At 65.4% G+C, this 24,839-nt stretch carries 23 protein-coding genes; 12 read left to right on the top strand and 11 right to left on the bottom strand.

Annotated features, from left to right (window positions below; all coding sequences use genetic code 11):
• Positions 1-7 precede the first annotated feature (7 nt).
• Both N511_RS0120295 and N511_RS0120290 read right to left on the bottom strand, forming a co-directional pair.
• Positions 8-799, bottom strand: coding sequence for an SDR family oxidoreductase (locus N511_RS0120295; protein WP_027680951.1), 792 nt, complete (start codon positions 797-799; stop codon positions 8-10).
• Positions 800-849: 50 nt separating this feature from the next.
• A complete protein-coding gene (locus N511_RS0120290; RefSeq protein ID WP_027680950.1) occupies positions 850-1,767 on the bottom strand; it encodes a DMT family transporter in 918 nt (305 codons plus the stop codon).
• Between the two features lie 184 nt (positions 1,768-1,951).
• On the opposite strand from N511_RS0120290, the gene N511_RS0120285 reads away from it, so the two are divergent.
• Both N511_RS0120285 and upp read left to right on the top strand, forming a co-directional pair.
• Entirely contained in the window at positions 1,952-3,430 is a 1,479-nt protein-coding gene (locus N511_RS0120285; protein ID WP_027680949.1) for an NCS1 family nucleobase:cation symporter-1, read from the top strand.
• Between the two features lie 65 nt (positions 3,431-3,495).
• Positions 3,496-4,146 (top strand): uracil phosphoribosyltransferase, encoded by a 651-nt coding sequence (gene upp, locus N511_RS0120280; protein WP_027680948.1) that lies wholly within the window; start codon positions 3,496-3,498, stop codon positions 4,144-4,146.
• Positions 4,147-4,217: 71 nt separating this feature from the next.
• Here upp and N511_RS0120275 read toward each other — a convergent pair whose 3' ends face one another.
• Positions 4,218-5,783 (bottom strand): helicase HerA-like C-terminal domain-containing protein, encoded by a 1,566-nt coding sequence (locus N511_RS0120275; protein ID WP_027680947.1) that lies wholly within the window; start codon positions 5,781-5,783, stop codon positions 4,218-4,220.
• 171 nt (positions 5,784-5,954) lie between these two features.
• Between N511_RS0120275 and N511_RS0120270 the strand changes: the two genes are divergently transcribed.
• The 8 genes from N511_RS0120270 (at position 5,955) to rng (ending at position 13,238) form a co-directional block, all read left to right on the top strand.
• Entirely contained in the window at positions 5,955-6,680 is a 726-nt protein-coding gene (locus N511_RS0120270; protein ID WP_027680946.1) for a YebC/PmpR family DNA-binding transcriptional regulator, read from the top strand.
• A gap of 94 nt (positions 6,681-6,774) precedes the next feature.
• On the top strand, positions 6,775-8,043 hold the full coding sequence (purD, locus tag N511_RS0120265; RefSeq protein ID WP_027680945.1) for a phosphoribosylamine--glycine ligase: 1,269 nt from the start codon (positions 6,775-6,777) through the stop codon (positions 8,041-8,043).
• Positions 8,044-8,199: 156 nt separating this feature from the next.
• Entirely contained in the window at positions 8,200-9,108 is a 909-nt protein-coding gene (gene hemF, locus N511_RS0120260) for an oxygen-dependent coproporphyrinogen oxidase (protein WP_027680944.1), read from the top strand.
• Positions 9,105-9,815: a nicotinate-nucleotide adenylyltransferase gene (locus N511_RS0120255; protein WP_027680943.1), complete on the top strand. Its 711-nt coding sequence runs from the start codon at positions 9,105-9,107 to the stop codon at positions 9,813-9,815. The genes hemF and N511_RS0120255 overlap by 4 nt, the downstream gene beginning before the upstream one ends.
• A gap of 72 nt (positions 9,816-9,887) precedes the next feature.
• On the top strand, positions 9,888-10,529 hold the full coding sequence (rsfS, locus tag N511_RS0120250) for a ribosome silencing factor (RefSeq protein WP_027680942.1): 642 nt from the start codon (positions 9,888-9,890) through the stop codon (positions 10,527-10,529).
• A gap of 21 nt (positions 10,530-10,550) precedes the next feature.
• Complete coding sequence (rlmH, locus tag N511_RS0120245) at positions 10,551-11,021, top strand: 23S rRNA (pseudouridine(1915)-N(3))-methyltransferase RlmH (RefSeq protein WP_027680941.1); 471 nt, start codon at positions 10,551-10,553, stop codon at positions 11,019-11,021.
• Complete coding sequence (locus N511_RS0120240; RefSeq protein ID WP_027680940.1) at positions 11,018-11,641, top strand: Maf family protein; 624 nt, start codon at positions 11,018-11,020, stop codon at positions 11,639-11,641. The genes rlmH and N511_RS0120240 overlap by 4 nt, the downstream gene beginning before the upstream one ends.
• Positions 11,642-11,768: 127 nt before the next feature.
• The gene (gene rng, locus N511_RS0120235; RefSeq protein ID WP_027680939.1) at positions 11,769-13,238 is read left to right on the top strand and encodes a ribonuclease G; all 1,470 of its coding nucleotides are present in this window, start codon (positions 11,769-11,771) and stop codon (positions 13,236-13,238) included.
• 22 nt (positions 13,239-13,260) lie between these two features.
• Here rng and N511_RS0120230 read toward each other — a convergent pair whose 3' ends face one another.
• The 4 genes from N511_RS0120230 to mdlC all read right to left on the bottom strand — a co-directional run bounded on the left by N511_RS0120230 (position 13,261) and on the right by mdlC (position 18,826).
• A complete protein-coding gene (locus tag N511_RS0120230) occupies positions 13,261-14,652 on the bottom strand; it encodes an MFS transporter (protein ID WP_231479651.1) in 1,392 nt (463 codons plus the stop codon).
• A 146-nt stretch (positions 14,653-14,798) separates the two neighbouring features.
• Positions 14,799-15,740 carry a ketopantoate reductase family protein gene (locus N511_RS0120225; RefSeq protein WP_027680937.1) on the bottom strand — a complete coding sequence of 314 codons (942 nt, stop codon included), beginning with the start codon at positions 15,738-15,740 and terminating at the stop codon, positions 14,799-14,801.
• Between the two features lie 12 nt (positions 15,741-15,752).
• Positions 15,753-17,237 carry an aldehyde dehydrogenase gene (locus N511_RS0120220; protein WP_051530970.1) on the bottom strand — a complete coding sequence of 495 codons (1,485 nt, stop codon included), beginning with the start codon at positions 17,235-17,237 and terminating at the stop codon, positions 15,753-15,755.
• Complete coding sequence (gene mdlC / locus N511_RS0120215; RefSeq protein WP_155954071.1) at positions 17,237-18,826, bottom strand: benzoylformate decarboxylase; 1,590 nt, start codon at positions 18,824-18,826, stop codon at positions 17,237-17,239. Before mdlC ends, N511_RS0120220 begins: the two co-directional genes overlap by 1 nt.
• 92 nt (positions 18,827-18,918) lie before the next feature.
• On the opposite strand from mdlC, the gene N511_RS0120210 reads away from it, so the two are divergent.
• Positions 18,919-19,818, top strand: a complete 900-nt coding sequence (locus N511_RS0120210) for a LysR family transcriptional regulator (RefSeq protein ID WP_027680934.1) — start codon at positions 18,919-18,921, stop codon at positions 19,816-19,818.
• 14 nt (positions 19,819-19,832) lie between these two features.
• Here N511_RS0120210 and N511_RS0120205 read toward each other — a convergent pair whose 3' ends face one another.
• A complete protein-coding gene (locus N511_RS0120205; protein WP_027680933.1) occupies positions 19,833-20,429 on the bottom strand; it encodes a peroxidase-related enzyme in 597 nt (198 codons plus the stop codon).
• A 50-nt stretch (positions 20,430-20,479) separates the two neighbouring features.
• Positions 20,480-22,204, bottom strand: coding sequence for a lipid A export permease/ATP-binding protein MsbA (gene msbA, locus N511_RS0120200; RefSeq protein WP_037027171.1), 1,725 nt, complete (start codon positions 22,202-22,204; stop codon positions 20,480-20,482).
• 232 nt (positions 22,205-22,436) lie between these two features.
• Between msbA and N511_RS0120195 the strand changes: the two genes are divergently transcribed.
• Positions 22,437-23,219 (top strand): glycosyltransferase family 25 protein, encoded by a 783-nt coding sequence (locus N511_RS0120195; RefSeq protein WP_027680931.1) that lies wholly within the window; start codon positions 22,437-22,439, stop codon positions 23,217-23,219.
• A gap of 15 nt (positions 23,220-23,234) precedes the next feature.
• On the opposite strand, the gene N511_RS0120190 is transcribed toward N511_RS0120195, so the two are convergent.
• Entirely contained in the window at positions 23,235-24,077 is an 843-nt protein-coding gene (locus N511_RS0120190; protein ID WP_027680930.1) for a glycosyltransferase family 2 protein, read from the bottom strand.
• A complete protein-coding gene (locus N511_RS0120185) occupies positions 24,064-24,837 on the bottom strand; it encodes a glycosyltransferase family 2 protein (RefSeq protein WP_012762406.1) in 774 nt (257 codons plus the stop codon). The genes N511_RS0120190 and N511_RS0120185 overlap by 14 nt, the downstream gene beginning before the upstream one ends.
• Positions 24,838-24,839 lie beyond the last annotated feature (2 nt).

Below are 24,839 nucleotides of genomic sequence, written 5' to 3'. Positions count from 1 at the left end.
GATTGGCTTAAAAGGTGCCAGGGAAGCTGCCGCCATCCAGCAGGATGTTTTGCGCGTTCAGGTAGCCGGCGTGCTGGCTGCACAGGAAGGCACACACAGCGCCAAATTCGGCCGGCTGGCCAAAGCGTCGCGTCGGATTGCCCTGCCGCTTGCGGTCGAAATTCTCTTCTGCGCTGATGCCGGCAGCCTTGGCGCCCGCTTCCAGCGTCTTGGTCAGGCGATCGGTCTCGAACTGGCCCGGCAGCAGATTGTTGATGGTCACGCCGTGCTTGGCGACCTCACGCGCCAGGCCGGCCACGAAGCCGGTCAGGCCGGACCGCGCGCCGTTGGACAAGCCCAGCACGTCGATCGGCGCCTTGACCGCACCGCTGGTGATGTTGACGATGCGGCCCCAGCGGCGCTCGATCATCTTGTCGACGGTGGCTTTGATGAGGTCGATGGGCGTGAGCATGTTGGCGTTGAGCGCGGCATTCCATGCGTCGCGGTCCCAATCGCGGAAGTTGCCCGGCGGCGGCCCGCCTGCGTTGTTGACGAGGATGTCGGGCGATCCGCCCAGGCGCTCGCACGCGAGCAGCGCTTCGGCGCGGCCTTCCGGCGTGGTGATGTCGGTCGCCACGGCTTCCACGCGCACGCCATGCGCCGTGCGGATGCGCTCTGCGGCTGCCGACAACGCTTCGGCACCGCGCGCGACAATCACCACATCCACGCCTTCGGCAGCCAGCGCGTCGGCGCACGCAAAGCCCAATCCCTTGCTTGCGCCGCACACCAGCGCGCGCTTGCCTTTCAGGCCCAAGTCCATCTGTCTGACTCCTTGTGATTGTTATTTGGATTATTTCGATCGGCCGCCCGTCAGCCGCGACGGCGTGACAGCAGCGCCATACCGGCAAGCACCAGCGCGCTGCCGGCAATCTGCCAAATCGTGATCGGCTCGCCCAGCAGCCACCAGCCCAACAGCAGCGTCGACACCGGCCCGATCATGCCCGCCTGCGACGCCACCGGCGCACCCACGCGCGCCACCGCCATCATCGTCATCGTGACCGGCGCCACCGTACAGAACACCGAGTTGATGGCCGACAGCCCATACACCTGCCAGGGCAACACCAGTGCCGACATCGGCCGCAGCACCAGAAACTGGACGATACAGGCCGCAGTCGACACGCACATCGCATAGGCGACGAGCCGCATCGAACCCACGCGCTTGACCAGCTCACCGCTGGCCAGCAGATAGATACCGTAGCTGACGGCGCTGGCGAGCACCAACCCGCCGCCCAGCCAGACGTTGTTGTTGCCCAGATTCAGGTCGTGCGCAAACACCAGCACGATGCCGGCATAGGCCAGCGCCAGCGACACCCACTGCAAGCCGGTAATGCGCCGCTTGAAAACCGTCGACGTGATCAGCAGCACGAATGACGGCGTCAAGAACAGGATCAGCCGCTCCAGCCCGGCCGTGATGTACTGCAGGCCGAGGAAGTCGAGAAAGCTGGAGAGGTAATAGCCGATCAGCCCCAAGCCGACGATGCGCCAGCGGTCGGGCACGGTCAGGGGCTCCGCACGGCGCGACTGCCACCACCCCATCGCCATGAACAGCGGCGCAGCCAGCAGCATGCGCAGGGTGATGACCATGACGGCGTCCACCTGGTAGCGATACATCAGCTTGGCGACGATGGCCTTGGCGGAAAACAGCACGGCGCCCGCGGAGGCAAGCAGCAGCCCGCCGGTGTCGGTGGTTCTTGCGGGAGTGGTGGACGCAGAAGACGCGGTGTTCACAGCGGAACGCGGAAGAACCGCGGGCGGTGTTGGAGAGCGTCGTCGATTGTATTGGAATTCAACAAAACGTTCCGACGCGGGGTGCGCTGCACTTGGCACAGCTTTCGCTTGAGCACGCCGGGGAGCGCCGTACAATCGCGCCTGCATTCCGAATATCTACAACGACAACGGATCCCACATCGACATGAGCCAAACCACCTCTTCCGCCTTCTCCGCGGATGCCGCCGGGGCACCCGACCCGACCCTCTGGAACGAAGACCTCAACCCCACCCCGCCCGCGGCCCGCACCTGGACGGCGACCAATTACGCCGCGCTGTGGGTGTCGATGGTGGTGTCGGTGCCGGCCTACATGCTGGCTTCGGGGCTGATGAGCGAGGGCATGAACTGGTGGCAGGCGGTGCTGACGGTGTTCCTCGGCAACCTGATCGTGCTGGTGCCGATGGTGCTGGTGGGCCACGCTGGCACCAAGTACGGCATTCCCTTTCCTGTGCTGGTGCGGGCGTCGTTCGGCGTGCGCGGCGCGCAGTTGCCGGCCATTCTGCGGGCCATCGTGGCGTGCGGCTGGTTCGGCATCCAGACGTGGCTCGGCAGCCAGGCGATCTACACGATCCTCAACGTCGTCACCGACAACATGCTGGTCGGCAGCAACATTCCGGGGCTGGGCATCAACCCCGGCCAGGGATTCTGCTTCCTGCTGTTCTGGGCGCTGCACATCTGGCTGATCACCAAGGGGCTCGAATCGATCAAGCGCTTCCAGGCGCTGGCGACCCCGCTGCTGATCCTGGCCGCGCTGGGCCTGGTCTGGTGGGCGTATGTCCATGCGGGCGGCTTCGGCCCGATGCTGTCGGCGCCGTCGGCGTTTTCTGCAGGCGGCAAGCGCGCCGGCGAGTTCTGGGGCTTCTTCTGGCCGTCGCTCACCGCCATGGTCGGCTACTGGGCCACGCTCGCGCTGAACATTCCCGACTTCACTCGCTTCGCACGCAGCCAGCGCGATCAGCTGGTCGGGCAGGCGATCGGCCTGCCGCTGCCGATGGGGCTGCTGGCGCTGGTGGCCGTGCTCGTCACGTCCTCCACGGTGGTCATCTACGGCCAGGCCATCTGGGATCCGGTCACGCTGGCCGGCAAGATGACCGGCCCGTCGGTCATCGTCGCGCTGCTGGCGCTGATTACCGCCACGCTCATGACGAACATCGCCGCCAACGTGGTCTCGCCGGCGTATGACTTCTCGAACCTGGCGCCGCATCGCATTTCGTTCCGCATCGGCGGCTACATCACGGCGGGCATCGGCCTGGCGATGATGCCGTGGAAGATCCTGGAAACCACCAAGGGTTACATCTTCACGTGGCTGGTTGGTTACGGCGCGCTGCTGGGCCCGGTGGCCGGCATCATGATGGTCGATTACTTCCTGGTGCGCCGCACGGTGCTGAAGACCGGAGAACTGTTCCGCGTAGACGGCCCGTACGGTTACGGCAACGGCTGGAACGGCCGCGCCATCGTCGCGCTCATCATCGGCGTGCTGCCCAATCTGCCGGGCTTCTTCAAGCAGGCCGGTTTCGTCGCCAGCGTGCCGGGCGTGTTCGAAGCGCTGTACACGTATGCGTGGTTCGTGGGCCTGGCGATCTCGGCCGTGGTGTATGTGCTCCTGATGCGCGGCCGCCGCTGAGCGCTTCCAAAATCGACACGGGGCGCGCCGGTACAATGCGCCCCATCTGAGAATCCCCTGCCGCCATGAAACAAGATCCGCGCTTTCCGAACCTGTTCATCCTCAATCACCCGCTGATCCAGCACAAGCTCACGCACATGCGCGACAAGGACACGTCCACGCGCACGTTCCGCGAGCTGCTGCGTGAGATCACGCTGCTGATGGGCTACGAGATCACGCGCAACCTGCCGCTGACCAGCCGCCACATCGACACGCCGATGGGCCCGATGGAAGCGCCCGTCATCGCCGGCCGCAAGCTGGCCGTGGTGCCGGTGCTGCGTGCGGGCGTGGGTATGAGCGACGGGCTCGTGGAGCTGATTCCGTCGGCGCGTATCGGCCATATCGGCGTGTACCGCGATGACCAACACCGTCCGGTGGAATACCTCGTGCGGCTGCCCGACCTGGAAGACCGCACCTTCATCCTGTGCGATCCGATGGTCGCCACCGGTTACTCGGCCGTCCACGCCGTCGACGTGATGAAGAAGCGCGGCGTGCCCGACGAGAACATCCTCTTCCTGGCGCTCGTGGCTGCGCCCGAAGGCGTGGAGGTGTTCCAGCAGGCGCATCCGGGCGTGAAGCTGTTCGTGGCATCGCTCGATTCGCACCTGGATGAAAACGCCTACATCATCCCGGGCCTGGGCGACGCGGGCGATCGTCTGTTCGGCACGAAAAACTGATCGCGCACGGTCTCAGCGCAAACAAAAACAGCCGGCAATGCCGGCTGTTGTCTTTGGTGCCTCGGATGCGCTCAGCGCTTCTTCGACCCGCCCAGAATGCTGCCCAGCACGCCGCGCACGATTTCGCGCCCGACGGTCGAACCGATGGTGCGCATCGTCGACTTGGCCAACGTTTCGACAATCGAATCGCCACGGCCGCTGCGGCCCGTGCCCTTCGTGAGGATCGATCCGACATCGCCCAGCCAACCGCCGCCGCTCTCCTGTTGCGCCGGCGCAGGTGCAGGCGCGGGCGCTGAGCCTGTCGATGCCCCGAAGTCCGTGCCGATGGAACCGGGAGCCGGCGCCGATGCCGCCCCGCCCTTCGCCACGCGGCCGCTCAGGATTTCGTACGCCGATTCACGGTCGATTGCCGTGTCGTAACGGCCGGCCACCAACGAATTCGTCATCAGCGCGCGACGCTCGTCGTCCGAGATCGGCCCGATGCGCGACGCGGGCGGGACGACAAACGCACGCTGCGTGATCTCTGGGCGGCCGCCCTCGTCCAGCATGGAGATCAGCGCCTCGCCCACGGCCAGTTCGCCGATGGCCTCTTCGATGCTGAACTCGGGGTTTGCGCGCATCGTGGTGGCCGCGGCCTTCACGGCCTTCTGGTCACGCGGCGTGAAGGCCCGCAGCGCGTGCTGCACGCGGTTGCCGAGCTGGCCGAGCACCGTGTCCGGCACGTCGGCGGGATTTTGCGTCACGAAGTACACGCCCACGCCCTTGGAGCGGATCAGCCGCACCACCTGCTCCACCTTCTGCAGCAGCGACGGCGGTGCATCGTTGAACAGCAAGTGCGCCTCGTCAAAGAAGAAAGCGAGTTTGGGCTTGTCCACGTCGCCCACCTCGGGCAGATGCTCGAACAGCTCGGAGAGCATCCACAGCAGGAACGTCGCGTACAGCTTGGGCGCGTTGAGCAGCTTGTCGGCCGCCAGGATGTTGATCACGCCCTGGCCGCGCACGGTCTGCATCAGATCGTTGATGTCGAGCATCGGCTCGCCGAAGAACTGGTCGGCGCCCTGCTCTTCCAGCGCGATCAGGTTGCGCTGAATGGCCCCGATGCTGGCCGACGAGATATTCCCGTACTTGTTCGTGTAGTCCGAAGCATGCTCGCCAACGTGCTGGAGCATCGCCCGCAGGTCTTTCATGTCGAGCAGCGCGAGGCCCGAGTCGTCCGCAATCTTGAAGACAAGGTTCAGCACGCCGGTCTGGATGTCGTTCAGCTCCAGCATGCGCGACAGCATCAGCGGCCCCATGTCGGACACGGTGGCGCGCACGGGGTGGCCGCGCTCGCCGTATACATCCCACAACGTGACGGGGCAACCGGCCCATTGCGGCTCTTCCAGGCCGCGCTCCCGGAGGCGGGCCTTGAGCTTGTCGTTCGACTGGCCGGGCTGCGAAATGCCGGTCAGATCACCTTTCACGTCGGCCAGGAAAACCGGTACGCCAATCTTCGACAGGCCCTGGGCGATGGTTTGGAGGGTCACGGTCTTGCCGGTGCCGGTGGCGCCGGTGATCAGGCCATGCCGGTTGGCGAGCTGGGGCAGCAGCACCAGCTCGGCTTTGGCGTTCTTGGCAATCAGGATGGGATCGGTCATGGCGTTTGGACGAGGATCAATCTGGGGAGGACACACCGGCAAGTCGACCGGATGGACGGGGCGGCGGGCGTGTGCAGCATGCTAAAATCTGCGACCGATTATAGAGCGTGCAGGTGGCGTCAAACCGCCATCTGAGCGCCAGATTCCACTGCATTCCGCTCGGAGAGTTTCATGGCCGGTCATTCCAAATGGGCCAATATCAAGCATAAAAAAGCCGCTGCCGACGCCAAGCGCGGCAAGATTTGGACGCGCCTGATCAAGGAAATCACCGTGGCGGCCCGTCTGGGCGGCGGCGATGCCGACTCCAACCCGCGCCTGCGCCTGGCCATGGACAAGGCCACCGACGCGAACATGCCCAAGGACAACATCAACCGCGCCATCCAGCGCGGCGTGGGCGGCCTGGAAGGCGCGAACTACGAAGAAATCCGCTACGAAGGCTACGGCATCAACGGCGCAGCCGTGATCGTCGACTGCCTGACCGACAACCGCACGCGCACCGTGGCCGAAGTCCGTCACGGCTTCGACAAGTACGGCGGCAACATGGGCACGTCGGGCTCCGTCGCGTTCCTGTTCGACCACATCGGCCAGTTCATCTTTGCCCCCGGCACGCCCGAAGACAAGCTGATGGACGCCGCGCTCGAAGCCGGCGCCGACGACGTCCTCACGCACGAAGACGGCTCGCTTGAAGTCATCTGCCCGCCGCACGATTTCGCCAAGGTCAAGACCGCGCTGGAAGCGGCCGGCTTCAAGGCCGAACTGGCCGAAGTCATCATGAAGCCGCAGACCGAAGTCGAGTTCACCGGCGAAGACGCGGTCAAGATGCAGAAGCTGCTCGACGTCCTGGAAAACCTGGACGACGTGCAGGAAGTCTTCACCAACGCGGTCATCGGGGAGTAAGCCCCGGACGCGCGCATAACGGCGATCGACCTCACGATCGCCGTTTTTGTTTTCCAGATTTCGAATCGGATTTGCAATTTCAGGTAGGTACAGCATGAAAGTGATGGTGGTCGGTTCGGGCGGTCGAGAGCACGCCCTGGCATGGAAGCTGGCACGCTCGCCCAAGGTACAGGTGGTGTACGTGGCCCCCGGCAACGGTGGCACGGCGCTCGACAAGCGCCTGCAGAACCTCCCGATCACGGATCCGGAAGTGCTGGCCGCCTTTGCCGAGCGCGAAGGCATCCACTTCACGGTGGTCGGTCCGGAAGCGCCGCTGGCGGCCGGCATCGTCGACCTGTTCCGCGCCAAGGGCCTGCGCATCTTCGGCCCGACCAAGGCCGCCGCGCAGCTCGAATCGTCGAAGGATTTCGCCAAGGCGTTCATGCACCGCCACGGCATTCCGACTGCCAAGTACCAGACCTTCGGTGATGCTGCGCAGGCACATGCGTACGTTGACCAGGAAGGCGCGCCGATCGTCATCAAGGCCGATGGCCTGGCCGCCGGCAAGGGCGTGGTCGTGGCGATGACCGCCGAGGAAGCGCACAGCGCCATCGACATGATGCTGGCCGACAACCGCCTGGGCGACGCCGGCGCGCGCGTGGTGATCGAAGAATTCCTGGCCGGCGAAGAAGCGAGCTTTATCGTCGTGTGCGACGGCAAGAACGTCGTGGCACTGGCCACCAGCCAAGACCACAAGCGCCTGCTCGACGGCGACGCCGGCCCCAACACGGGCGGCATGGGCGCCTACTCGCCTGCGCCAGTCGTTACGCCGACGCTGCACGCCCGGGCGCTGCGCGAGATCATCCTGCCGACCATCCGCGGCATGGAGAAGGACGGCATCCCGTACACCGGCTTCCTGTATGCCGGCCTGATGATCGATGCAGAAGGCAATCCCAAGACGCTCGAATTCAACTGCCGCATGGGCGACCCGGAAACGCAGCCGATCATGGCGCGCATGAAGACGGACCTGTACGACGTGCTCGACCGCGCCATCGACGGCAAGCTCGACGGCATGGAGCTGGACTGGGACCGCCGCACCGCGCTGGGCGTGGTGATGGCCGCCCATAACTACCCGGATACACCGCGCAAGGGCGACGTCATCACCGGCATCCCGAAGGAAACCGAAGACAGCGTCACGTTCCACGCTGGCACCACGCTCAAGGACGGCGTGCTGACCACCAACGGCGGCCGGGTGCTGTGCGTGGTCGGCCTGGCCGATACCGTCAAGGCGGCGCAGCGTGCGGCGTACAACGCCATCGAGCAGATCCACTTTGACGGCGCCCAGTACCGTACCGATATCGGACATCGCGCCATCCGCCATTGAGCGACCGCCCGCCGCGCCGATGCCCCACGATGGGGCAGGCGCGGCATCCGTCACCCCGGGTGATCCCCAACTTGCCCGCGCGGCCCGCCCGCTACAATGGTGACAACCGTATGACTCGGCCCGACTCGCCCCTGCGAGCGGCCTCCTTCTGATCGCATGGATACCCAAGCCGTCCGCGCCTACCTGCTGGACCTGCAGGACCGCATCACCACTGCCGCCAGCGCGCTGGACGGCGGCACGTTCATCACCGACGCATGGGAGAAGCCGCCCACCGAGCGCCTGCGCGGCAGCGGTCGCACCCGTATCCTGGAAGGCGGCGCGCTGCTTGAGCGCGGCGGCGTCGGCTTCTCGCACGTGATGGGCGACACCCTGCCCCCGTCGGCGACGGCCAACCGGCCCGAATTGGCCGGACGCGGTTTCGAGGCGATGGGCGTGTCGCTGGTCTTCCATCCGCGCAACCCGTACGTGCCGACAGTGCACATGAACGTGCGCTGCTTCGTCGCCGTGCGCCCGGACGCGGAGCCCGTCTGGTGGTTCGGCGGCGGCATGGACCTCACGCCCTACTACGGCTTCACCGAAGACGCGTCGCATTTCCACCGCACCTGCCAAGGCGCGCTGGCCCCTTACGGCGATGAGCTGTACCCGCGCTTCAAGCAATGGTGCGACGACTATTTCTATCTGAAGCACCGCAAGGAAGCGCGCGGCGTCGGCGGCATCTTCTTTGACGACTTTGCTGAGCTGGGCTTCGAGCGCAGCTTCGAGATGATGCGCTCGGTGGGCGACGCCTTCCTGCCGGCCTGGCTGCCCATCGCCGAGCAACGCCACGCCACGCCCTACGGTGAGCGCGAACGTGCCTTCCAGGCCTATCGTCGTGGCCGCTATGTCGAGTTCAACCTGGTATTCGACCGCGGCACGCTGTTCGGCCTGCAAAGCGGCGGCCGCGCGGAATCGATCCTGATGTCGATGCCGCCGGTGGCCAACTGGCGCTACGACTGGCAGCCGGAGCCGGGTTCGCCGGAAGCCGCCCTGTACACCGATTTCCTGCCGGCGCGCGATTGGGTATGACGCTTCCCACATTCGTGCACCCCGATCTCGATCGCCCCTACCGGCTTGGTTTGCTGGGCGGCACGTTCGATCCGCCGCATGTCGGCCACATCGCCCTGGCCGAACTGTGCATCGCCCGCCTCGACCTGGATGAGCTGCTGTGGATTCCCACCGGCGTGTCGTGGCAGAAAGCCGCCGACATCACGCCCGCACCGTTGCGCTTCGCCATGACGGAACTGGCAGCCAAAGCGGTACGCGGTGGCCGCGCGCGCGTCCACGTGAGCAGCATGGAAGTAGATCGCCACGGCCCCAGCTACACCATCGACACTGTGCGCGATTTGCGCGGCGTCTACGGCCCGGATACCTCCATGGCGTGGCTCATGGGGGCCGACCAGCTCGTCGGCCTGGACACCTGGCACGGCTGGCAGGACCTGTTCGAATACGTCCACCTGTGCGTCGCCACACGCCCGGGTTTCGACCTTCAGGCATTGCATGTGCCGGTGCAGCGCGAACTCGATGTGCGCCGCGGCGACACGGCATTGATACAATGCGCACCCGCCGGCCACATGTGGATCGACCAGACCCTGGCCGTCGACCTGTCTTCCACCCGCCTGCGCCAGCAGTTGGCGACGGGCGCTCGGTGCGACGCCGACCTGCCCGCCGGCGTGGCCGACCTGATCCAATCGCATTCGCTGTACCGCCGTGCCAATGGCACAGTCAGTGCTTGACCGCGTGATTGACCGCATTCACGCGCTTTTTTGACCTTTTTTCTCGCCCTTTAAACGTTCTTCTCACTCAGTATGGATATTCGCAAACTACAACGCGTGATCGTCGACGCGCTCGAAGACGTCAAGGCGCAAGACATCAAGGTCTTCAATACGACGCACCTGACCGAACTGTTTGACCGCACGGTCATCGCCAGCGGCACGTCCAATCGCCAGACGAAGGCCCTCGCCGCATCGGTGCGTGACGCCGTGAAGGAAGCCGGCGGCCACATCATCGCCGTGGAAGGCGAAGACGTGGGCGAATGGGTGCTGGTCGACTGCGGCGACGCCGTGGTCCACATCATGCAGCCGCAACTGCGCCAGTACTACAACCTCGAAGAAATCTGGGGTGACAAGCCTGTGCGCATCGAACTCGGCGGCACGGGCAAGCGTGGCCTGCCCAAGGCCAGCGAAGGTTACGACGACGAGGAAGACGAGGCCGAAGAGGTCACGCCCGCCAAGCGCCGGACCACCAAGCCGAAGCTGGCAGGCGAGCGCCCGACCAAGGCTGCAGCGCCGGCCAAGAAGGCGCCTGCCAAGACGGCTGCCAAGAAGCCCGCCACCAAGCGCGCGGCTGGTACGGGCAAGACCGCCACGAAGACGGCCACCAAAACCGCCGCAAAAACCGCCACCAAGACGGCAGCCAAGCGCGCGCCGGCAAAGAAGCGCGCGGCGTAACGTCGGGCAGGCTGTCTCGCCATGCAGTTGCTGATCGTCGCCGTCGGGCACAAGATGCCGTCCTGGATCGAGGACGGTTTCTCCGAGTATGCCAAGCGCATGCCGCCCGAACTGCGCATCGAACTACGCGAGATCAAGCCCGAGCAGCGCTCGGGCAGCCGCACCGCCGCCACCGTCATGCAGCTCGAAGCCGCGCGCATTGAAGCCGCGCTGCCCAAGGGTTGCCGCATGATCGCGCTGGACGAGCGAGGCAAGGACCTCACCACCGTCGCGCTGGCTGAATCGCTCACCGGATGGCAACAGGAAGGCGGTGACATCGCCTTCGTCATCGGCGGCGCGGACGGGCTGGACCCGGCGCTCAAGGCGAAAGCCCGCACGCTGATCCGCCTGTCGAGCCTGACGCTGCCGCACGGCATGGTGCGCGTGCTGCTGGCCGAGCAGCTCTATCGCGCGTGGAGCATCACGCAGAACCACCCGTACCATCGCGTATGACCATGGATGCACCCGGCGCGCCGCACCTCTATCTCGCCTCACAGAGCCCGCGCCGGCAGGAACTGCTGCGCCAGATCGGCGCGCGCTTCGAGCTGCTGCTGGCCGGCGACGAGGAAGATGCGGAAGCGCTGGAAGCCGTGCTCCCCGGCGAGACGCCCGACGACTACGTCCAGCGAGTCTGCGCGTTGAAGGCGCAGGCTGCGGTGCGCCGCCGCCTCGCACGCAACCTGCCCGCCCTGCCGATCCTCACGTCGGACACCACGGTATGCCTGGGCGGCGAGATCCTCGGGAAACCGTCTGACGCCGCCGATGCCCACCGCATGCTGCGCGCGATGTCCGGCCGCGAGCACCGTGTGCTGACCGCCGTAACGGTCGTCACCGCCAGCGGCACGCCGATGCACGCGCTGTCCATTTCCGACGTGCGCTTTGCGGTGCTGACAGACAACGACATCGCCCACTACATCGGCAGCGGCGAGCCCTTCGGCAAGGCCGGCGCGTACGGCATCCAGGGCCGCGCAGCCGCCTTTGTGGCCCATATCTCGGGAAGCTATTCGGGTATCATGGGTCTACCCTTGTTCGAGACCGCAGCACTGCTCGCACAGGCGGGCATCACGCTGTAACTCGCCCCTGACCGGCCGCTGAAGCACGCACCGGACAGCGTGCGAGGGCCGGTTTCAAGACACGCTTCGGGCGCATACGATCAAGCCTAGAGGCGGGTGCTGAAACCCGCTCTCCTGGTACCTCTCCATGTCCGAAGACATCCTCGTCAATATCACGCCGCAAGAAACGCGCGTGGCCATCGTCCAGCAAGCCGCCGTTCAAGAGCTTCACATCGAGCGTACGCTGACGCGCGGCCTGGTCGGCAACATTTACCTTGGCAAGGTGGTGCGCGTGCTGCCCGGCATGCAGTCGGCCTTTATCGATATCGGGCTGGAGCGCGCGGCGTTCTTGCACGTTGCCGACATCTGGCACCCGCGCGACGCCAAGGACGCGCCGCCCACCCCGCAGGTCGCCATCGAGAAGACGCTGTTCGAAGGCCAGGCGCTGATGGTGCAGGTCATCAAGGATCCGATCGGCACCAAGGGCGCTCGGCTGTCAACGCAGGTCAGCATTGCCGGCCGCACGCTGGTGTATCTGCCGCAAGACCCGCACATCGGCATCTCGCAGAAAATCGGCAACGAGGCCGAGCGCGAAGCGCTGCGTGCGCGCGTGACAGCCATGGTGCCCGTCGAAGAGCGCGGCGGCTTCATCGTGCGCACGATCGCCGAGGAGTCGACCGACGAAGAACTCGCCAACGACGTCGCTTACCTGCGCAAGATCTGGGCGACCATCCGTCACAACGCGACGACCCTGCCCGCGCCGTCGATCCTGTATCAGGACCTGAACCTCGCCCAGCGCGTGCTGCGCGATTTCGTGACGGACGAAACGCGCAGCATCCAGGTCGATTCGCGCGAGAACCACCAGAAGCTCATCGAGTTTGCACAGGAATACACGCCGGCCGTGGTCGAGCGTCTGACGCACTACACCGGCGAGCGGCCCATTTTTGACTTGTACAACATCGAGGCGGAAGTCGAGCGCGCGCTGTCGCGCCGGGTCGACCTGAAATCGGGCGGCTACCTGATGATCGACCAGACCGAGGCGATGACGACGATCGACGTCAACACCGGCGGTTACGTGGGTGCGCGCAACTTCGACGACACGATTTTCAAGACGAACCTCGAAGCGGCGCACACCATCGCGCGGCAACTTCGGCTGCGCAACCTGGGCGGCATCATCATCATCGACTTCATCGACATGGAGTCGGCCGAGCATCGCGATGCGGTGCTGGCGGAACTGCGCAAGGCGCTGTCGCGCGACCGCACGCGCATCACGGTCAACAGCTTCTCGCAGCTGGGGCTGGTGGAGATGACGCGCAAACGCACGCGCGAATCGCTCGCGCATGTGCTGTGCGAGCAGTGCCCGGTATGCCAGGGCAAGGGCCAGGTGAAGACACCGCGCACCGTGTGCTACGACATCCTGCGCGAGATCATGCGCGAGTCGCGGCAGTTCAATCCGCGCGAATTCCGCATCCTTGCGTCGCAGTCGGTGATCGACCTGTTCCTGGAAGAAGAAAGCCAGCACCTTGCGATGCTGGGCGACTTCATCGGCAAGCCGATTTCGCTGCAGGTGGAATCGTCGGCGGCCAGCCAGGAGCAGTACGACATCATCCTGATGTAGTGCTGCTCCCCCTGGCCGTCAGCTACGGCTTGACCGGGCTGCCCTGCGAAACCGGCACGGCAGCCATGGGGGCTTTCGCACGCTCCGCGAGACGCGGAATCTGCTCGCGCATGGCGAGCAGCGCTGCCAGTACCACCAGCATCACGATCCCGAGCATGGCCAGATAGGCCACCGAGCCGCCAGCGGTGATGACGAGCGCGCCAGCAAACGCGCTGAGGATGGCGCCGAGCCGCCCGAATGCCACTGCCAACGCCGTACCCGTGGCGCGCACCGCCGTCGGATAGACATAGGCGCACAGCGCGTACATCGTCGATTGCACGGCGTTGACGAACAGCCCATGCAGCCCCAGGCCGACGATCAGCAGGTTGGTGTTCAGCTTGGCATCGACGCCCTGCAGCGCAAAGGCGCTCGCGGCCGCGCCCACGCAACACAGCGCCATCGGCCAACGCGAACCCCATCGCGCAATCGTCACCGCGCAGACCAGCGCACCGATCACGCCGCCCAGGTTGTACGCCGTCAGCCCCGAGCCCGCCACGCTTACGCTCAGGCCTTCTGAAGTCAACATCGTCGGCAGCCAGCTGAACGCTGCGTACACGGCCAGCAGGCACATGAAGAACGCTGCCCAGAGCGCCATCGTGTCGCGTGCCTGCCCAGGCGCGAAGAGCGAGCGGAAACTCGCGTGTTGAATGACCTTCTGGCCAGCCACATCGGCAAACACGGCATTGCCGGGCACATCGCGCTCCATTTTCGACAGCAACTGCGCCAGCTGCGGCCAGCGCGATTGGCGGCGCGCCAGGAAGCGCGGCGATTCGGGCAGCGCCGCCACGAGCACGAAACCAAGCACCAGCGGCAGCGCGCCACCGATCCAGAACAGCCCGCGCCAGCCGTAGAGCGGCAGCACGTGGCCCGCAAACAGGCCCGCCAGCATCCCGCCCAGCGGCACGCAGACGATGGTGGCCGTCACGGCCAGCGTGCGACGACGCGCAGGCGTGAACTCCGCCGTCATCGTGGTGGAGCTTGGCAGCGCGCCACCAATGCCAAGGCCTGCGATAAACCGCAGCGCGGCAATCGTCGCAACGTTCGGCGCAAAGCCGATCGAGCACGTCGCCACGCCGAACAGAAACACGCTGCCGATCAGCGCCCAGCGTCGCCCGAAGCGATCGGCAAACAGGCCCGCCAGCGCGCTGCCCAGCCCCATGCCGATCAGGCCCGCAGCTACCGCCGGCGCAAACGCGTTACGCGTGATGCCCCACTCCTTGATGAGTACGGGAATGGCGAAGCCGATCAGTTGGCCATCAAAGCCGTCCATGACGATGGCGAAGGCCGCCAGCAGGACCGCCATCTTCTGCGCGAGAGAAAACGGCCCGTCATCGAGGACGGTGCCGATATCGACCGTGGTGGGGTTCTGCCTCATGCCGGCCTCCGCTGGGACGCCGAACATGCGAAAGCGCAACGCAAGACCAGCGTCGCGCTCACCAATGTGGAACTGCTCATCATGGTTTGTCTCCGTTGAGGTGGCGTCTGCGCGCCATCGAATGAAAGCTTGGATCGCTCGGCCCGCTAACGCTCCTGCTGGTGTGCGGCCTGCGCCTGTACCTGCACCAGCCGTACAAGCTGCATCAACGTTTCGGTGTGCGGCACCGGCACGCCATGCCGGCGCGCCGTCGCCACCACGGCGCCGTTGATGGATTCGATCTCGGTGGGCCGCCCGGCCAGCACGTCCTGCAGCATCGACGGCTTGTGCCCGCGATGCGCAACGATGGCGTGCCGCACGTTGTCGTTCACCTTGGCGGCGTCAACCGTAACGCCGCTGGCGCGCGCCACGGCCAGCACTTCGCCCACAATGGTCAACGCCAAGGCGGGGCCGTCTTCTATCGCGCCCAGCGCGTCGACGGGCTGATTCAGCACGGTGCACAGCGGATTCAGCGCGGCGTTGAAGGCGACTTTCTCCCACACCGCGCCCCACACATTGGCATCGGCCTGGCAGTTCAGACCGGCGGCGCAGAGCGTATCGACCACGCGTGCCAACATCGGACGCGGCGCACCGTCTGCGGTCATCAGGCGGATCACGCCCGCGCCGTGGGAACGCACGTGGCCCGGCCCGGCAAGATCCGCTGGCCACGTCGTCACGCCGACGAAGATGCGCTCCGCCGGCACGGTCGACGCCAGCGCCTCCACATTGCCGAGCCCATTCTGCAGCGTCAGGACATGCGTTGACGCGCCGATGAGATGACGCACGCTCGCCAATGCGGCACGCGTGTGCATCGCCTTCGTAAAGACGATCAGCAAATCGGGCACCTCTGCCGCATCGCCCGGACGCAGCGCCTGGAGGTTGCGCACGTGCCGATCGCCGCGATCGGTTTCCAACCGCAAACCGTGTGCAGCGATGGCGTGCAAGTGCGCGTCGTTGATGTCGAGCAGCGTGACGTGCTGGTCGGCCTCGGCCAGCAGCCCGCCAAACAGCGAGCCCATCGCGCCCGCACCGAGGATTGCGATCTTCATCGGCATCGCGGCTCAGAACGGGTAATGGCGCGGCGTGGTCTGCACCGTCATCCAGCGCAGCTCCGTAAACTCCGCCACGCCAGCGCGGCCGCCGAAACGCCCAAAGCCGCTCGCCTTGACGCCGCCGAACGGCATCTGCGCTTCGTCATGTACCGTCGGCCCGTTGATGTGGCAGATGCCCGATTCGATGCGGCGCGCGACGTTCATGGCGCGGGCTACGTCGCGGCTGAACACGGCCGACGACAAGCCGTACGCGTTGTCATTCGCGCAGGCGATGGCGGCATCGTCACCGCTCACGCGCACAATGCCCTTGACCGGGCCGAACGACTCCTCCGCGTAGATCAGCATGTCGGGCGTGACGTGGTCGAGCAGCGTGGCGGGCATCAGCGTGCTGGTCGCCTTGCCGCCGCAGAGCAGCTTCGCACCCTTGGCGAGTGCGTCGTCGATGAGGTGATTGCAGCGTTCGACCGTGCTCATGTCGACCACCGAACCGAGCACCGCCGGCCCCTTGCGCGGGTCGCCCAACGGCAGCGCTGCTGCCTTGGCAGCCAGCTTGGCGACGAATGCATCGGCGATGGAGTCGTCGACGATGATGCGCTCGGTGGACATGCAGATCTGGCCGGAATTGGCGAACGCGCCGAAGGCCGCGCCATCGACAGCAGCATCGATATCCGCATCCGCCAATACCAGCAACGGTGCCTTGCCGCCAAGTTCCAGCACAGCGGGCTTCAGATACGTCGCGCACGTCTGCGCGATGATACGGCCCACGCGCGTGGAGCCCGTAAAGTTGATGCGCCGCACGGCCGGGTGGGCGATCATCGCCTCCACCACTGCTCCCGCGTCGGCCGGGGCGTTCGTCACGAAGTTGACGACGCCGTTTGGCAATCCAGCCTCTTGCAAGGCTTCAATGATGAGCCCGTGCGTGGCGGGCGAAACTTCCGAGCCCTTGAGCACGACCGTGTTACCACACGCCAGCGGCAACGCAATGGCGCGCACGGCCAGGATGACCGGCGCATTCCACGGTGCGATGCCCAGCACGACGCCGGCCGGTTGGCGCACGCCCATGGCGAGACTGCCGGGCACGTCAGACGGAATGATCTCGCCCGCAATCTGCGTGACCATGGCGGCGGCTTCCTGCAAGCCGCTCGCGGCCAGATGCACGTTGAAGCCGGCCCACAATGCGGAGGCGCCCGTTTCGGCAGCCATCGCCGTGGCAAATGCCTCGCCCTTGGCTTCAAGCGCTTGTGCGGCGCGCATCAGCAGCGCGCGGCGCTCCGTCGGTCCTATTGCGGCCCAGGTGGGGAACGCTGCGGCGGCAGCGTCGACGGCGCGACGGGCATCGTCCACAGTCGCGGCCGGCGCACGCGTGGCGACGGTGCCGTCAAGCGGATTGCGCCGCTCGAACACCGCACCATTGGCCGCCTGCACACGCTCGCCGTTGATCAGCATCGAGATGTTCTGCGCCGCATCCAGCGGGGCAATGTTCGTATTGGTCATCAGGCAATCTCCACTTCAATCACGGTTGGTCCTGCGGATTGCAATGCGGTGCGCAGCACGGTTTCCAGCGCATGCGGGTCGCTCACGCGCTCGCCAGTGCAGCCCATCGCGCGCGCCAGACCGACGAAGTCGATACCGTTCAAGTCGGTCCCCTGTACCACGTCGGTGGCGGCAAAGCCGAACACCGGGGCGAACTCCTGCAGAGCCGCATAGCGGTGGTTGTTGAGAATGACGAATGTCATGGGAAGTTCAAGCAGCGACGCGCTCCGGAGCGCTTGGATCGAATACATGCTCGACCCATCGCCAATCAAACCGATCACGCGCGTACCAGGCGTCGCCAAGGCAACACCGACTGCAGCGGGCATGCCGTAGCCCAAGCCGCCGCTATCCATCGTGTAGAACCCGCCGGGGCGCCGCATCGGCAGATAGGCCTGCATGACCGGCCGCGCGCTCGGGGCCTCTTCGACGATGATGTCTGTCGCGCCGCGTACGGCGTCGAGCGTTTGCAACACGAAGGCTGCCGACATGGGCCAACCGGGCTCGGCGCGCGGCGCTTTGGCGCGTAGCGGCGGCGCCGGTCGCGCTGGCGGTGCGGGGCGGTCGAGCAAATCGAGCACGCCCAGGCGGATGTTGCCAACGGCGGAAATGCCTTGGGGTGTCCACGCAGCCGTCGCCGGATCATCGATCAACTGCACGAGCTTCGCGCCAATCGGGGCGTGCGGCCCGTGCCCTTCCACGTGGTATGTAAACGCCGGTGCGCCGAGTGCAAACACCACGTCGTGCCCCTGCAGCAGGCTGACGATCTTCTCGCGCATCGCGGGCAGGAAACCGGCGAACAGGCGGTGGTCTTCAGGGAATGCGCCGCGCCCGGCCATCGGTGCGGTGAACACGCGCGCATTGTGGGTCTCGGCAAGTTGCACGACGGCATCCCAGGCGCCAGCCCGATCGACCGCTGCGCCCACCACGAACGCCGGCCGCTGTGCCGCATCGAGCAGGTCGCCGATGCGCGCCAGCGTGACCGGATCGGGCCGTACTTCGCAGGCGACTTCATGCACGGCGACGGGCTCCGTCGGCTGATCCCAGTCATCCACGGGAATCGACACCAGCACCGGGCCGCGCGGCTCCTGCATCGCGACGTGATACGCGCGGGCCAGCGCCAGCGGCACGTCTTGGGCGCGCGCCGGCTCGATGCTCCATTTGACGTACGGCTTGGGCAGCTCCGTCGCCTGGTTGGAGGCGAGAAATGGATCGAACGGCAGGATGGACCGCGCCTGCTGCCCCGCCGTAATCACAAGCGGCGTGCGATTCTTGAAGGCCGTAAAGATGTTGCCCATGGCGTTGCCCACGCCCGCCGCCGAATGCAGGTTCACCAGCGCCGCGTTGCCGGTTGCCTGCGCAAAGCCGTCTGCCATGCCCACCACCACCGCTTCCTGCAAACCCAGGATGTAGCGGAAGTCCTCCGGAAAATCGCGAAACATCGGCAGCTCGGTCGAGCCGGGATTGCCGAATACGTGGGTCATGCCGAGCCGGCGCAGCAGCTCGATGGTGGCGTCGCGCACGGTAGTCAGCGCGAGCGAGGTGCGGGTCATACGGGCCATCTCCTTGGAACAGGCTGCCAGTATGGAATCCGTAGTTCTTAACGCGATATTGAATTATTCTGTCAAAGTCATTACCTTTTTGCATGGCCTTCGATCTGCGCCAACTGCGCGCCTTCACCACCATCGTTTCCGCCGGCAGCCTCGGGCGTGCCGCGGACGTCCTGCACGTCACCCAGCCTGCACTGAGCCGCATCATCAAGCGTCTGGAAGACGAAGTCGGTGCGCCGCTGTTCGAGCGGCACTCCAAGGGCATGCAGCTGACCGCTATCGGGCAGGCGTTGCTGCCGCATGCCTCATTGCTGCAGCGCGAAGCGGACTACGCACGGGAAGAGATCGACGCCATGCGCGGGCTTGCCAAGGGCACGATTCGCGTCGGCGCAGTCGGCAGCATCGCAAGCTACGTCCTGCCGCTGGCCGTGGGCAACGTGGTGGCGCGCTGGCCGAACCTGCGCGTGGAGATATTGGAGGGCGTGTGGGACCGGCTGGCCGAGGGACTCGTCAAGCACGAGATTGACCTCGCGCTGTCCATGGCGATGCCGGATACCGAGGACATCATCGCCATCGCGGATTGCCGGTGGGAGGATGCGAGTTTCGTGGTCGCATCACCGGAGCACCCGCTGCGCCACCGACGCGGCCTGATGCTGGCCGATACGCTGGAGGCGCCGTGGGCCGTTCCACCGCGCGGCACCGGCCCGTACGAGCACATGCGACAGGTCTTCGAGGCTGCCGGGCTGGGTCTGCCGAACATCGTGGTGGAAACGCGCTCGGTGACGGCGCTCAAGAGCCTGGTGGCGCGCTCGGGTTTCCTGAGCTGGATGGCCGAACCGATGATCGACGCCGAGCGCCGCGCCGGCGTGATCGAACCTCTGCCGATTCCGGGCTTGGCAGCGCGCCGCACGCTCACTGCCTTCCGGCGGCGTCATGGCATCCTGCCCGGCCCCGCCGTCAAGTTGCTTGAAGCGCTGCGCGAGCTGACGGCGTAGCCGCCGCCTGCACCCTACTTCTTTTCGCGCGGCACGCGGCCGAGCAGGAAAAACTCGTCATTCGGCCGCATCGAAATCACATTCGCCATGCGGTTCGACAGACCGAAAAAGGCGGTGATGCCGGTGATGTCCCAGATGTCCTCATCATCGAAGCCGTGCGCGCGCAGCGCTTCATAGTCGGCGTCATTGACGGTGTGCGAGGCGGTGCAGACCTTCATCGCAAAGTCGAGCATGGCCCGCTGGCGCGGCGTGATGTCGGCCTTCCGATAATTGACGGCCACCTGGTCGGCCACCAGCGGATTCTTCTCGTAAATGCGCAGGATGGCGCCGTGCGCGACCACGCAATACAGGCACTGGTTGGCGGCGGAGGTGGCGACGACGATCATCTCGCGCTCGCCCTTGGTGAGGCTGCTGCCTTCGCGCAGCATCAGCGCGTCGTGGTACGCGAAGAAGGCACGGCATTCGTCGGGCCGATGCGACAGCGCCAGGAAGACGTTCGGCACAAAGCCGCTCTTCTCCTGCACCTCGAGGATGCGCGCGCGAATGTCTTCGGGAATGTCGGCCAGTTCAGGAACGGGGAACCGGCTGATGGGCGGCGTGGTGATCGTCACGATGTCTCCTTTGATTGAGCATCCTGAGCGCGCCGCCCCAGCGGGAGGGCTTACTGGGTGGCGAACTGGATGCGATGGAGTCCAGCATACAACCCATCGCGCTCGATGAGTTCGCGATGCGTGCCGGCTTCGGCAATCTTGCCGTGCTCCAGCACGATGATCCGGTCGGCATTTTCGATGGTCGACAGGCGGTGCGCGATCACCAGCGTCGTACGGCCCTCCATCAGCCGCTCGAGCGCGGCCTGCACTTGGCGCTCGGACTCCGAATCGAGTGCGGACGTCGCTTCGTCCAGGATCAGGATCGGCGCATCCTTGTAGATCGCGCGGGCAATCGCGAGGCGCTGGCGCTGTCCGCCGGACAGCTTCGAGCCGTTGTCGCCGATATTGGTATCGATGCCCTCGGGCAGGTTGTCGACCACATCGGTCAGGTAGGCCGCTTCGAGCGCGCGGCGCACGCGCGCCATGTCGATCTCGGAGGCGTCACGCGCGCCATACGCCACGTTGGCTGCGATGGTGTCGTTGAACAGCACCACATCCTGGCTCACGAAGGCGATCTGCCGGCGCAGGTCGTGCAGGGCCAGATCCGCCAGCGCATCGCCGTCGAGCGAGATCGTGCCCGAGGTCGGATCGAAGAAGCGCGGCAGCAGGTTCACCAGCGTGGTCTTGCCGCTACCCGACGGCCCGACCAGCGCAACGACCTCGCCCGGCTTGACGTGCAGATTGACGTTGTCGAGCGCTGCCCGGCCATCTTCGCCATAGCGGAACGTCACGTTGTCGAAGCGGACATCGCCGCGGGCGCGATCGATCTTCTTGCCGCCCTCTTGCGGTTCGATCGGCGTGTCGATCAGGCCGAAGATGAATTCGGCGGCGGTCAGGCCGCGCTGCAGCGGCTGATTCACGTCGGTCAGGTGCTTGAGCGGCGAGATCAGCAGCAGCATTGCCATCACAAAGCCGGTAAAGCCGCCGACGGTGGTCTGGTTGGCCTGCGCCTGCAACATGGCAATGGCCAGGATGACCGACAGCGCCAGCGCCGCGAGGAACTGCGTCACCGGCTGGTTCAGGCCGCCCGCCACGGCCACGCGCATGGCGTAACCACGCAGGCGGTTCGTCATGGCATTGAAGCGCAGCGATTCGTACGCCTCGCCACCATGCAGCTTGACGACCTTGTAGCCGCCCACGGCTTCTTCCACCACATAGGCTGCCTGGTTGGTCAGGTTCTGGCTCTCGCGGTTGAGCGAGCGCAGGCGACGGTTGATACGCGACATCAGCAGCCCGATGATCGGCAGGATCACCGCCACTACCAGCGTCAAACGCCAGTTGGTATAGAAGAGGAAGACCAGCAGCGCCAGCACCGTCATCGAGTCGCGCACCAGCGTGATGAACACACCGGTCAGCACCTGCAGCACCTGGTTCACTTCAAAGATGACCGCGTTGATGATCGACGCTGCCGTATTGCGCTGATAGTACGAAGCCGGCGCCTGCAGCAGCCGTTCGAACATCTTCATCCGCAGATTCAGCAGCACCTTGTTCGAGACGAGGCTCAGCAGATACGTCGACGCGAATTGCGCAATGCCGCGCACCACGGCAATCCCCACCAGCATGGCCGGCACCTGCCACAGCTTGCCGGCGTATTCACCGCCGAAGCCCTGATCCAGCAAATCCTTCACGACTTTGGGGATGATCCCCTCCGTGGCCGCCACCACACCCATGGCGACCATTGCCAGGATGAAGGCGGTCAATTCGGGGCGAAGGTAGCCCCACAACCGCTTGAGCATCGGCTTGGCGGGCGCTGGGTGGTCAGACTTTGCTTGTATACTCACGGCGTTTTCAAATGAGGGTGGGCAGCTTGCGTCGCATGGCGATCGCATGGCCGCCATAAAGTGCGTTGCAGCGGCTGTCATCCGACAGACGGGCGACCCGGCATTTTAGCGGCAATCCACCACCCGGCCCATCCTGCTGCGCAATGCCCGGTCCAGACTGGCCGGCGGATCACCTGACGCTTCCGCAATGAGTTCGCGCGTTCCCACGTTCTTCATCAATCTCGACCACGACGCCGGGCGCCGCGAGGCCCTGGAGCGACAACTCGATGCGTTGGGCCTGCCGCATCGCCGCTTCCCCGGTGTGTACGGCAAGACACTTCCCGCCGACGAACTTGCGCGCCACTATGACCACGCACGCGCTACGAGCCAAAGCCGCGAATTGACCGTCGGCGAAGTCGGCTGCGCGCTGAGCCACCTCGGCGTCTACCGCGCAATGATCGAGCAGGACCTGCCCTACGCGCTCATTCTGGAAGACGACGCCAAACTCGGGCCGGAGGTGCCTGCCGTACTCGACGCCCTGGCAAAGAGCGTGTCACCCGACGAGCCCGTTGTCACGCTGCTCACGCACATCGACCGTTACTACAAGCGCAGTGCCCGGCCGCTGACAGCGAACCACCGCACGGTCAAACTCGCCAACTACCAGTGGCTCGCTCATGGCTATTTCGTCACGCGCGCCGCGGCCAAGCGCATGGTCGAGCAGCTCTATCCCGTGTGGCTGGCCGCAGACTACTGGTACAAGTTCGAGCGCGAAGGCATCGTGCAGATGCGTGCGGTCGTGCCTTATGTGATTGGCGTGCAGAACTTCGATAGCGGCTCGAACCTGGAAGCCGATCGCGCCATCAAAAGCCGCGAAGCCGATGACCGCCTGGGGCTCGGCCATCATCTCCGCCAGATCTTCGTGCGCAAGTTCCTCTATCAGATCTTCGTGCGGCCGTTTCTCGGCATCGTTAAGCAGAAGAAGACTTGGTGAGCAGACGGCGCGCGCTCAGGCGCCCTGCTCTCGCAGCTCTGCAAGCCCAACGTCTGCGCGGATGATGTCGGTATTGCGCCGAGCCATCATGCGTTGATAGTTGGGGCTTTCCTGCTCGCGCGATTGTTCGCGATGCCATAGGTGGAAGACCTCGGTCGCGCAGAAGCCACGTTTGCGCCGCACACCAGCGTTGTACAGGCGGACCGCCAGATCAGCGTCTTCATGACCCCACCCGACGAAGCTCTGATCGAAGCCGTTTACGCGCTCGAAATCGCTGCGCCACACGCCAAGGTTGCAGCTCTTGATGCCGCGCAGGCTGGTGTCCTTGAAAGTGCGCGGCACCGGCAAACCCGGCACCAACAGCGGCAAGAATTTGTTGATTCGACCCGCGCGCCAGGCGGCAAACCAATACGCGCGGTCCTTCAGGTGAATGTCGATCTGCTGCGTGACGACCTCACGCGTCATCGCCTCATTCAGGAGGATGCGACTGCCAGACAGCAGGCGCCCCCGCTCGGCCAACGCGCGATGCCGCGCCACAAAATCCGGACGCGGCACGCAATCGCCATCGAGAAAAAGGAGGTAGTCGGCGTCCGTCGCCAGCACGCCGCGGTTGCGGATCTCACCAGCGCGAAATCCGTCGTCGCGATGCCAGACATGACGCAGCGGATACGGCGCAGTCTTGGCAGCGGCTTCGACCGCCACGCGTGTGTCATCGCGCGAACCATCGTCGGCGACGATGACATCGAATGCGCGATCGGTCTGTGCGCCACAGCCGGCCAGTACGCGAACCAACGCGTCCGGGCGGTTATACGTCGTAACGATGAGGGCGATGCGACGCGGCGGCTCAGCGCTTGCCATGACGATGCAGCATCATCAGCTTGACGTAGCGGTAATACGTGCCCTCGGCGTTCGACACGGCCAGCATGAAGCCCTCCGCACCATCGAGGAAGCCCCGCTGGATGATGTACGTACGGATGAACGCCCACAGCCCGTGACCGATGGCGCTGCCCAACGACGCGCGCTTGCCCTTGGCATAAGCTGCGGCCGCACCGGCGGTCGAATAATCGTTGGCTTTGTCCAGCGCAGCCTTCAGATCCGGAATCGAATAGTGGATGATCGGTGCGCGGAAGTCGCCCACCGTACCCTCGAAGACCAAGTGCGAGTGCACCGGCGCATCGAAGAACGTCACCTGTTCGCGCTTGAAAAAGCGACGAATGCGGTCCGGCCACCAGCCCGAATGCTTCATGAAGCGGCCGCAAAAACTGGAGCTGCGCGGCATGGAGTAGACAGTGTGCGGGCTGCCCGATTCCAGTACGGCGATCATCTCGGCCCGCAATTCGGGGCTGATGCGCTCGTCGGCGTCCAGCGAAAGCACCCAGTCGGTGCGCGCCTCGCGCAAGGCGCGGTTGGATTGCTCGCCGTAGCCGGGCCAGTCGGTCTCGAACACGCGCGCACCGAGCTGGCGGCAGATGTCCTGCGTGCCGTCCGTGCTGCCCGAGTCGAAGACGATGACATCGTCCGCCCAGTCACGTACCGAGCGGATGCAATCGCCGATATCAGCGGCTTCATTCTTGGCGACGATGATGACGGCGAGCGTGGCTCGATTGGATGCAGGCATGC

The sequence above is a fragment of the Ralstonia sp. UNC404CL21Col genome, assembly GCF_000620465.1.
GTDB classification, from domain to species: Bacteria; Pseudomonadota; Gammaproteobacteria; order Burkholderiales; family Burkholderiaceae; genus Ralstonia; species Ralstonia flatus.
Note: the sequence above shows the minus strand (reverse complement) of the source record. Positions and strands in the feature narration are given on the sequence as shown.

Excerpts from the sequence above, each read along its gene's own strand:
- N511_RS0120295 (WP_027680951.1), bottom strand. The coding sequence starts at position 799 with ATGGACTTGGGCCTGAAAGGCAAGCGCGCGCTGGTGTGCGGCGCAAGC.
- N511_RS0120285 (WP_027680949.1), top strand. The coding sequence starts at position 1,952 with ATGAGCCAAACCACCTCTTCCGCCTTCTCCGCGGATGCCGCCGGGGCA.
- upp (WP_027680948.1), top strand. The coding sequence starts at position 3,496 with ATGAAACAAGATCCGCGCTTTCCGAACCTGTTCATCCTCAATCACCCG.
- N511_RS0120275 (WP_027680947.1), bottom strand. The coding sequence starts at position 5,783 with ATGACCGATCCCATCCTGATTGCCAAGAACGCCAAAGCCGAGCTGGTG.
- N511_RS0120270 (WP_027680946.1), top strand. The coding sequence starts at position 5,955 with ATGGCCGGTCATTCCAAATGGGCCAATATCAAGCATAAAAAAGCCGCT.
- purD (WP_027680945.1), top strand. The coding sequence starts at position 6,775 with ATGAAAGTGATGGTGGTCGGTTCGGGCGGTCGAGAGCACGCCCTGGCA.
- hemF (WP_027680944.1), top strand. The coding sequence starts at position 8,200 with ATGGATACCCAAGCCGTCCGCGCCTACCTGCTGGACCTGCAGGACCGC.
- N511_RS0120255 (WP_027680943.1), top strand. The coding sequence starts at position 9,105 with ATGACGCTTCCCACATTCGTGCACCCCGATCTCGATCGCCCCTACCGG.
- rsfS (WP_027680942.1), top strand. The coding sequence starts at position 9,888 with ATGGATATTCGCAAACTACAACGCGTGATCGTCGACGCGCTCGAAGAC.
- rlmH (WP_027680941.1), top strand. The coding sequence starts at position 10,551 with ATGCAGTTGCTGATCGTCGCCGTCGGGCACAAGATGCCGTCCTGGATC.
- N511_RS0120240 (WP_027680940.1), top strand. The coding sequence starts at position 11,018 with ATGACCATGGATGCACCCGGCGCGCCGCACCTCTATCTCGCCTCACAG.
- rng (WP_027680939.1), top strand. The coding sequence starts at position 11,769 with ATGTCCGAAGACATCCTCGTCAATATCACGCCGCAAGAAACGCGCGTG.
- N511_RS0120230 (WP_231479651.1), bottom strand. The coding sequence starts at position 14,652 with ATGAGGCAGAACCCCACCACGGTCGATATCGGCACCGTCCTCGATGAC.
- N511_RS0120225 (WP_027680937.1), bottom strand. The coding sequence starts at position 15,740 with ATGAAGATCGCAATCCTCGGTGCGGGCGCGATGGGCTCGCTGTTTGGC.
- N511_RS0120220 (WP_051530970.1), bottom strand. The coding sequence starts at position 17,237 with ATGACCAATACGAACATTGCCCCGCTGGATGCGGCGCAGAACATCTCG.
- mdlC (WP_155954071.1), bottom strand. The coding sequence starts at position 18,826 with ATGACCCGCACCTCGCTCGCGCTGACTACCGTGCGCGACGCCACCATC.
- N511_RS0120210 (WP_027680934.1), top strand. The coding sequence starts at position 18,919 with ATGGCCTTCGATCTGCGCCAACTGCGCGCCTTCACCACCATCGTTTCC.
- msbA (WP_037027171.1), bottom strand. The coding sequence starts at position 22,204 with ATGCTCAAGCGGTTGTGGGGCTACCTTCGCCCCGAATTGACCGCCTTC.
- N511_RS0120195 (WP_027680931.1), top strand. The coding sequence starts at position 22,437 with ATGAGTTCGCGCGTTCCCACGTTCTTCATCAATCTCGACCACGACGCC.
- N511_RS0120190 (WP_027680930.1), bottom strand. The coding sequence starts at position 24,077 with ATGGCAAGCGCTGAGCCGCCGCGTCGCATCGCCCTCATCGTTACGACG.
- N511_RS0120185 (WP_012762406.1), bottom strand. The coding sequence starts at position 24,837 with ATGCCTGCATCCAATCGAGCCACGCTCGCCGTCATCATCGTCGCCAAG.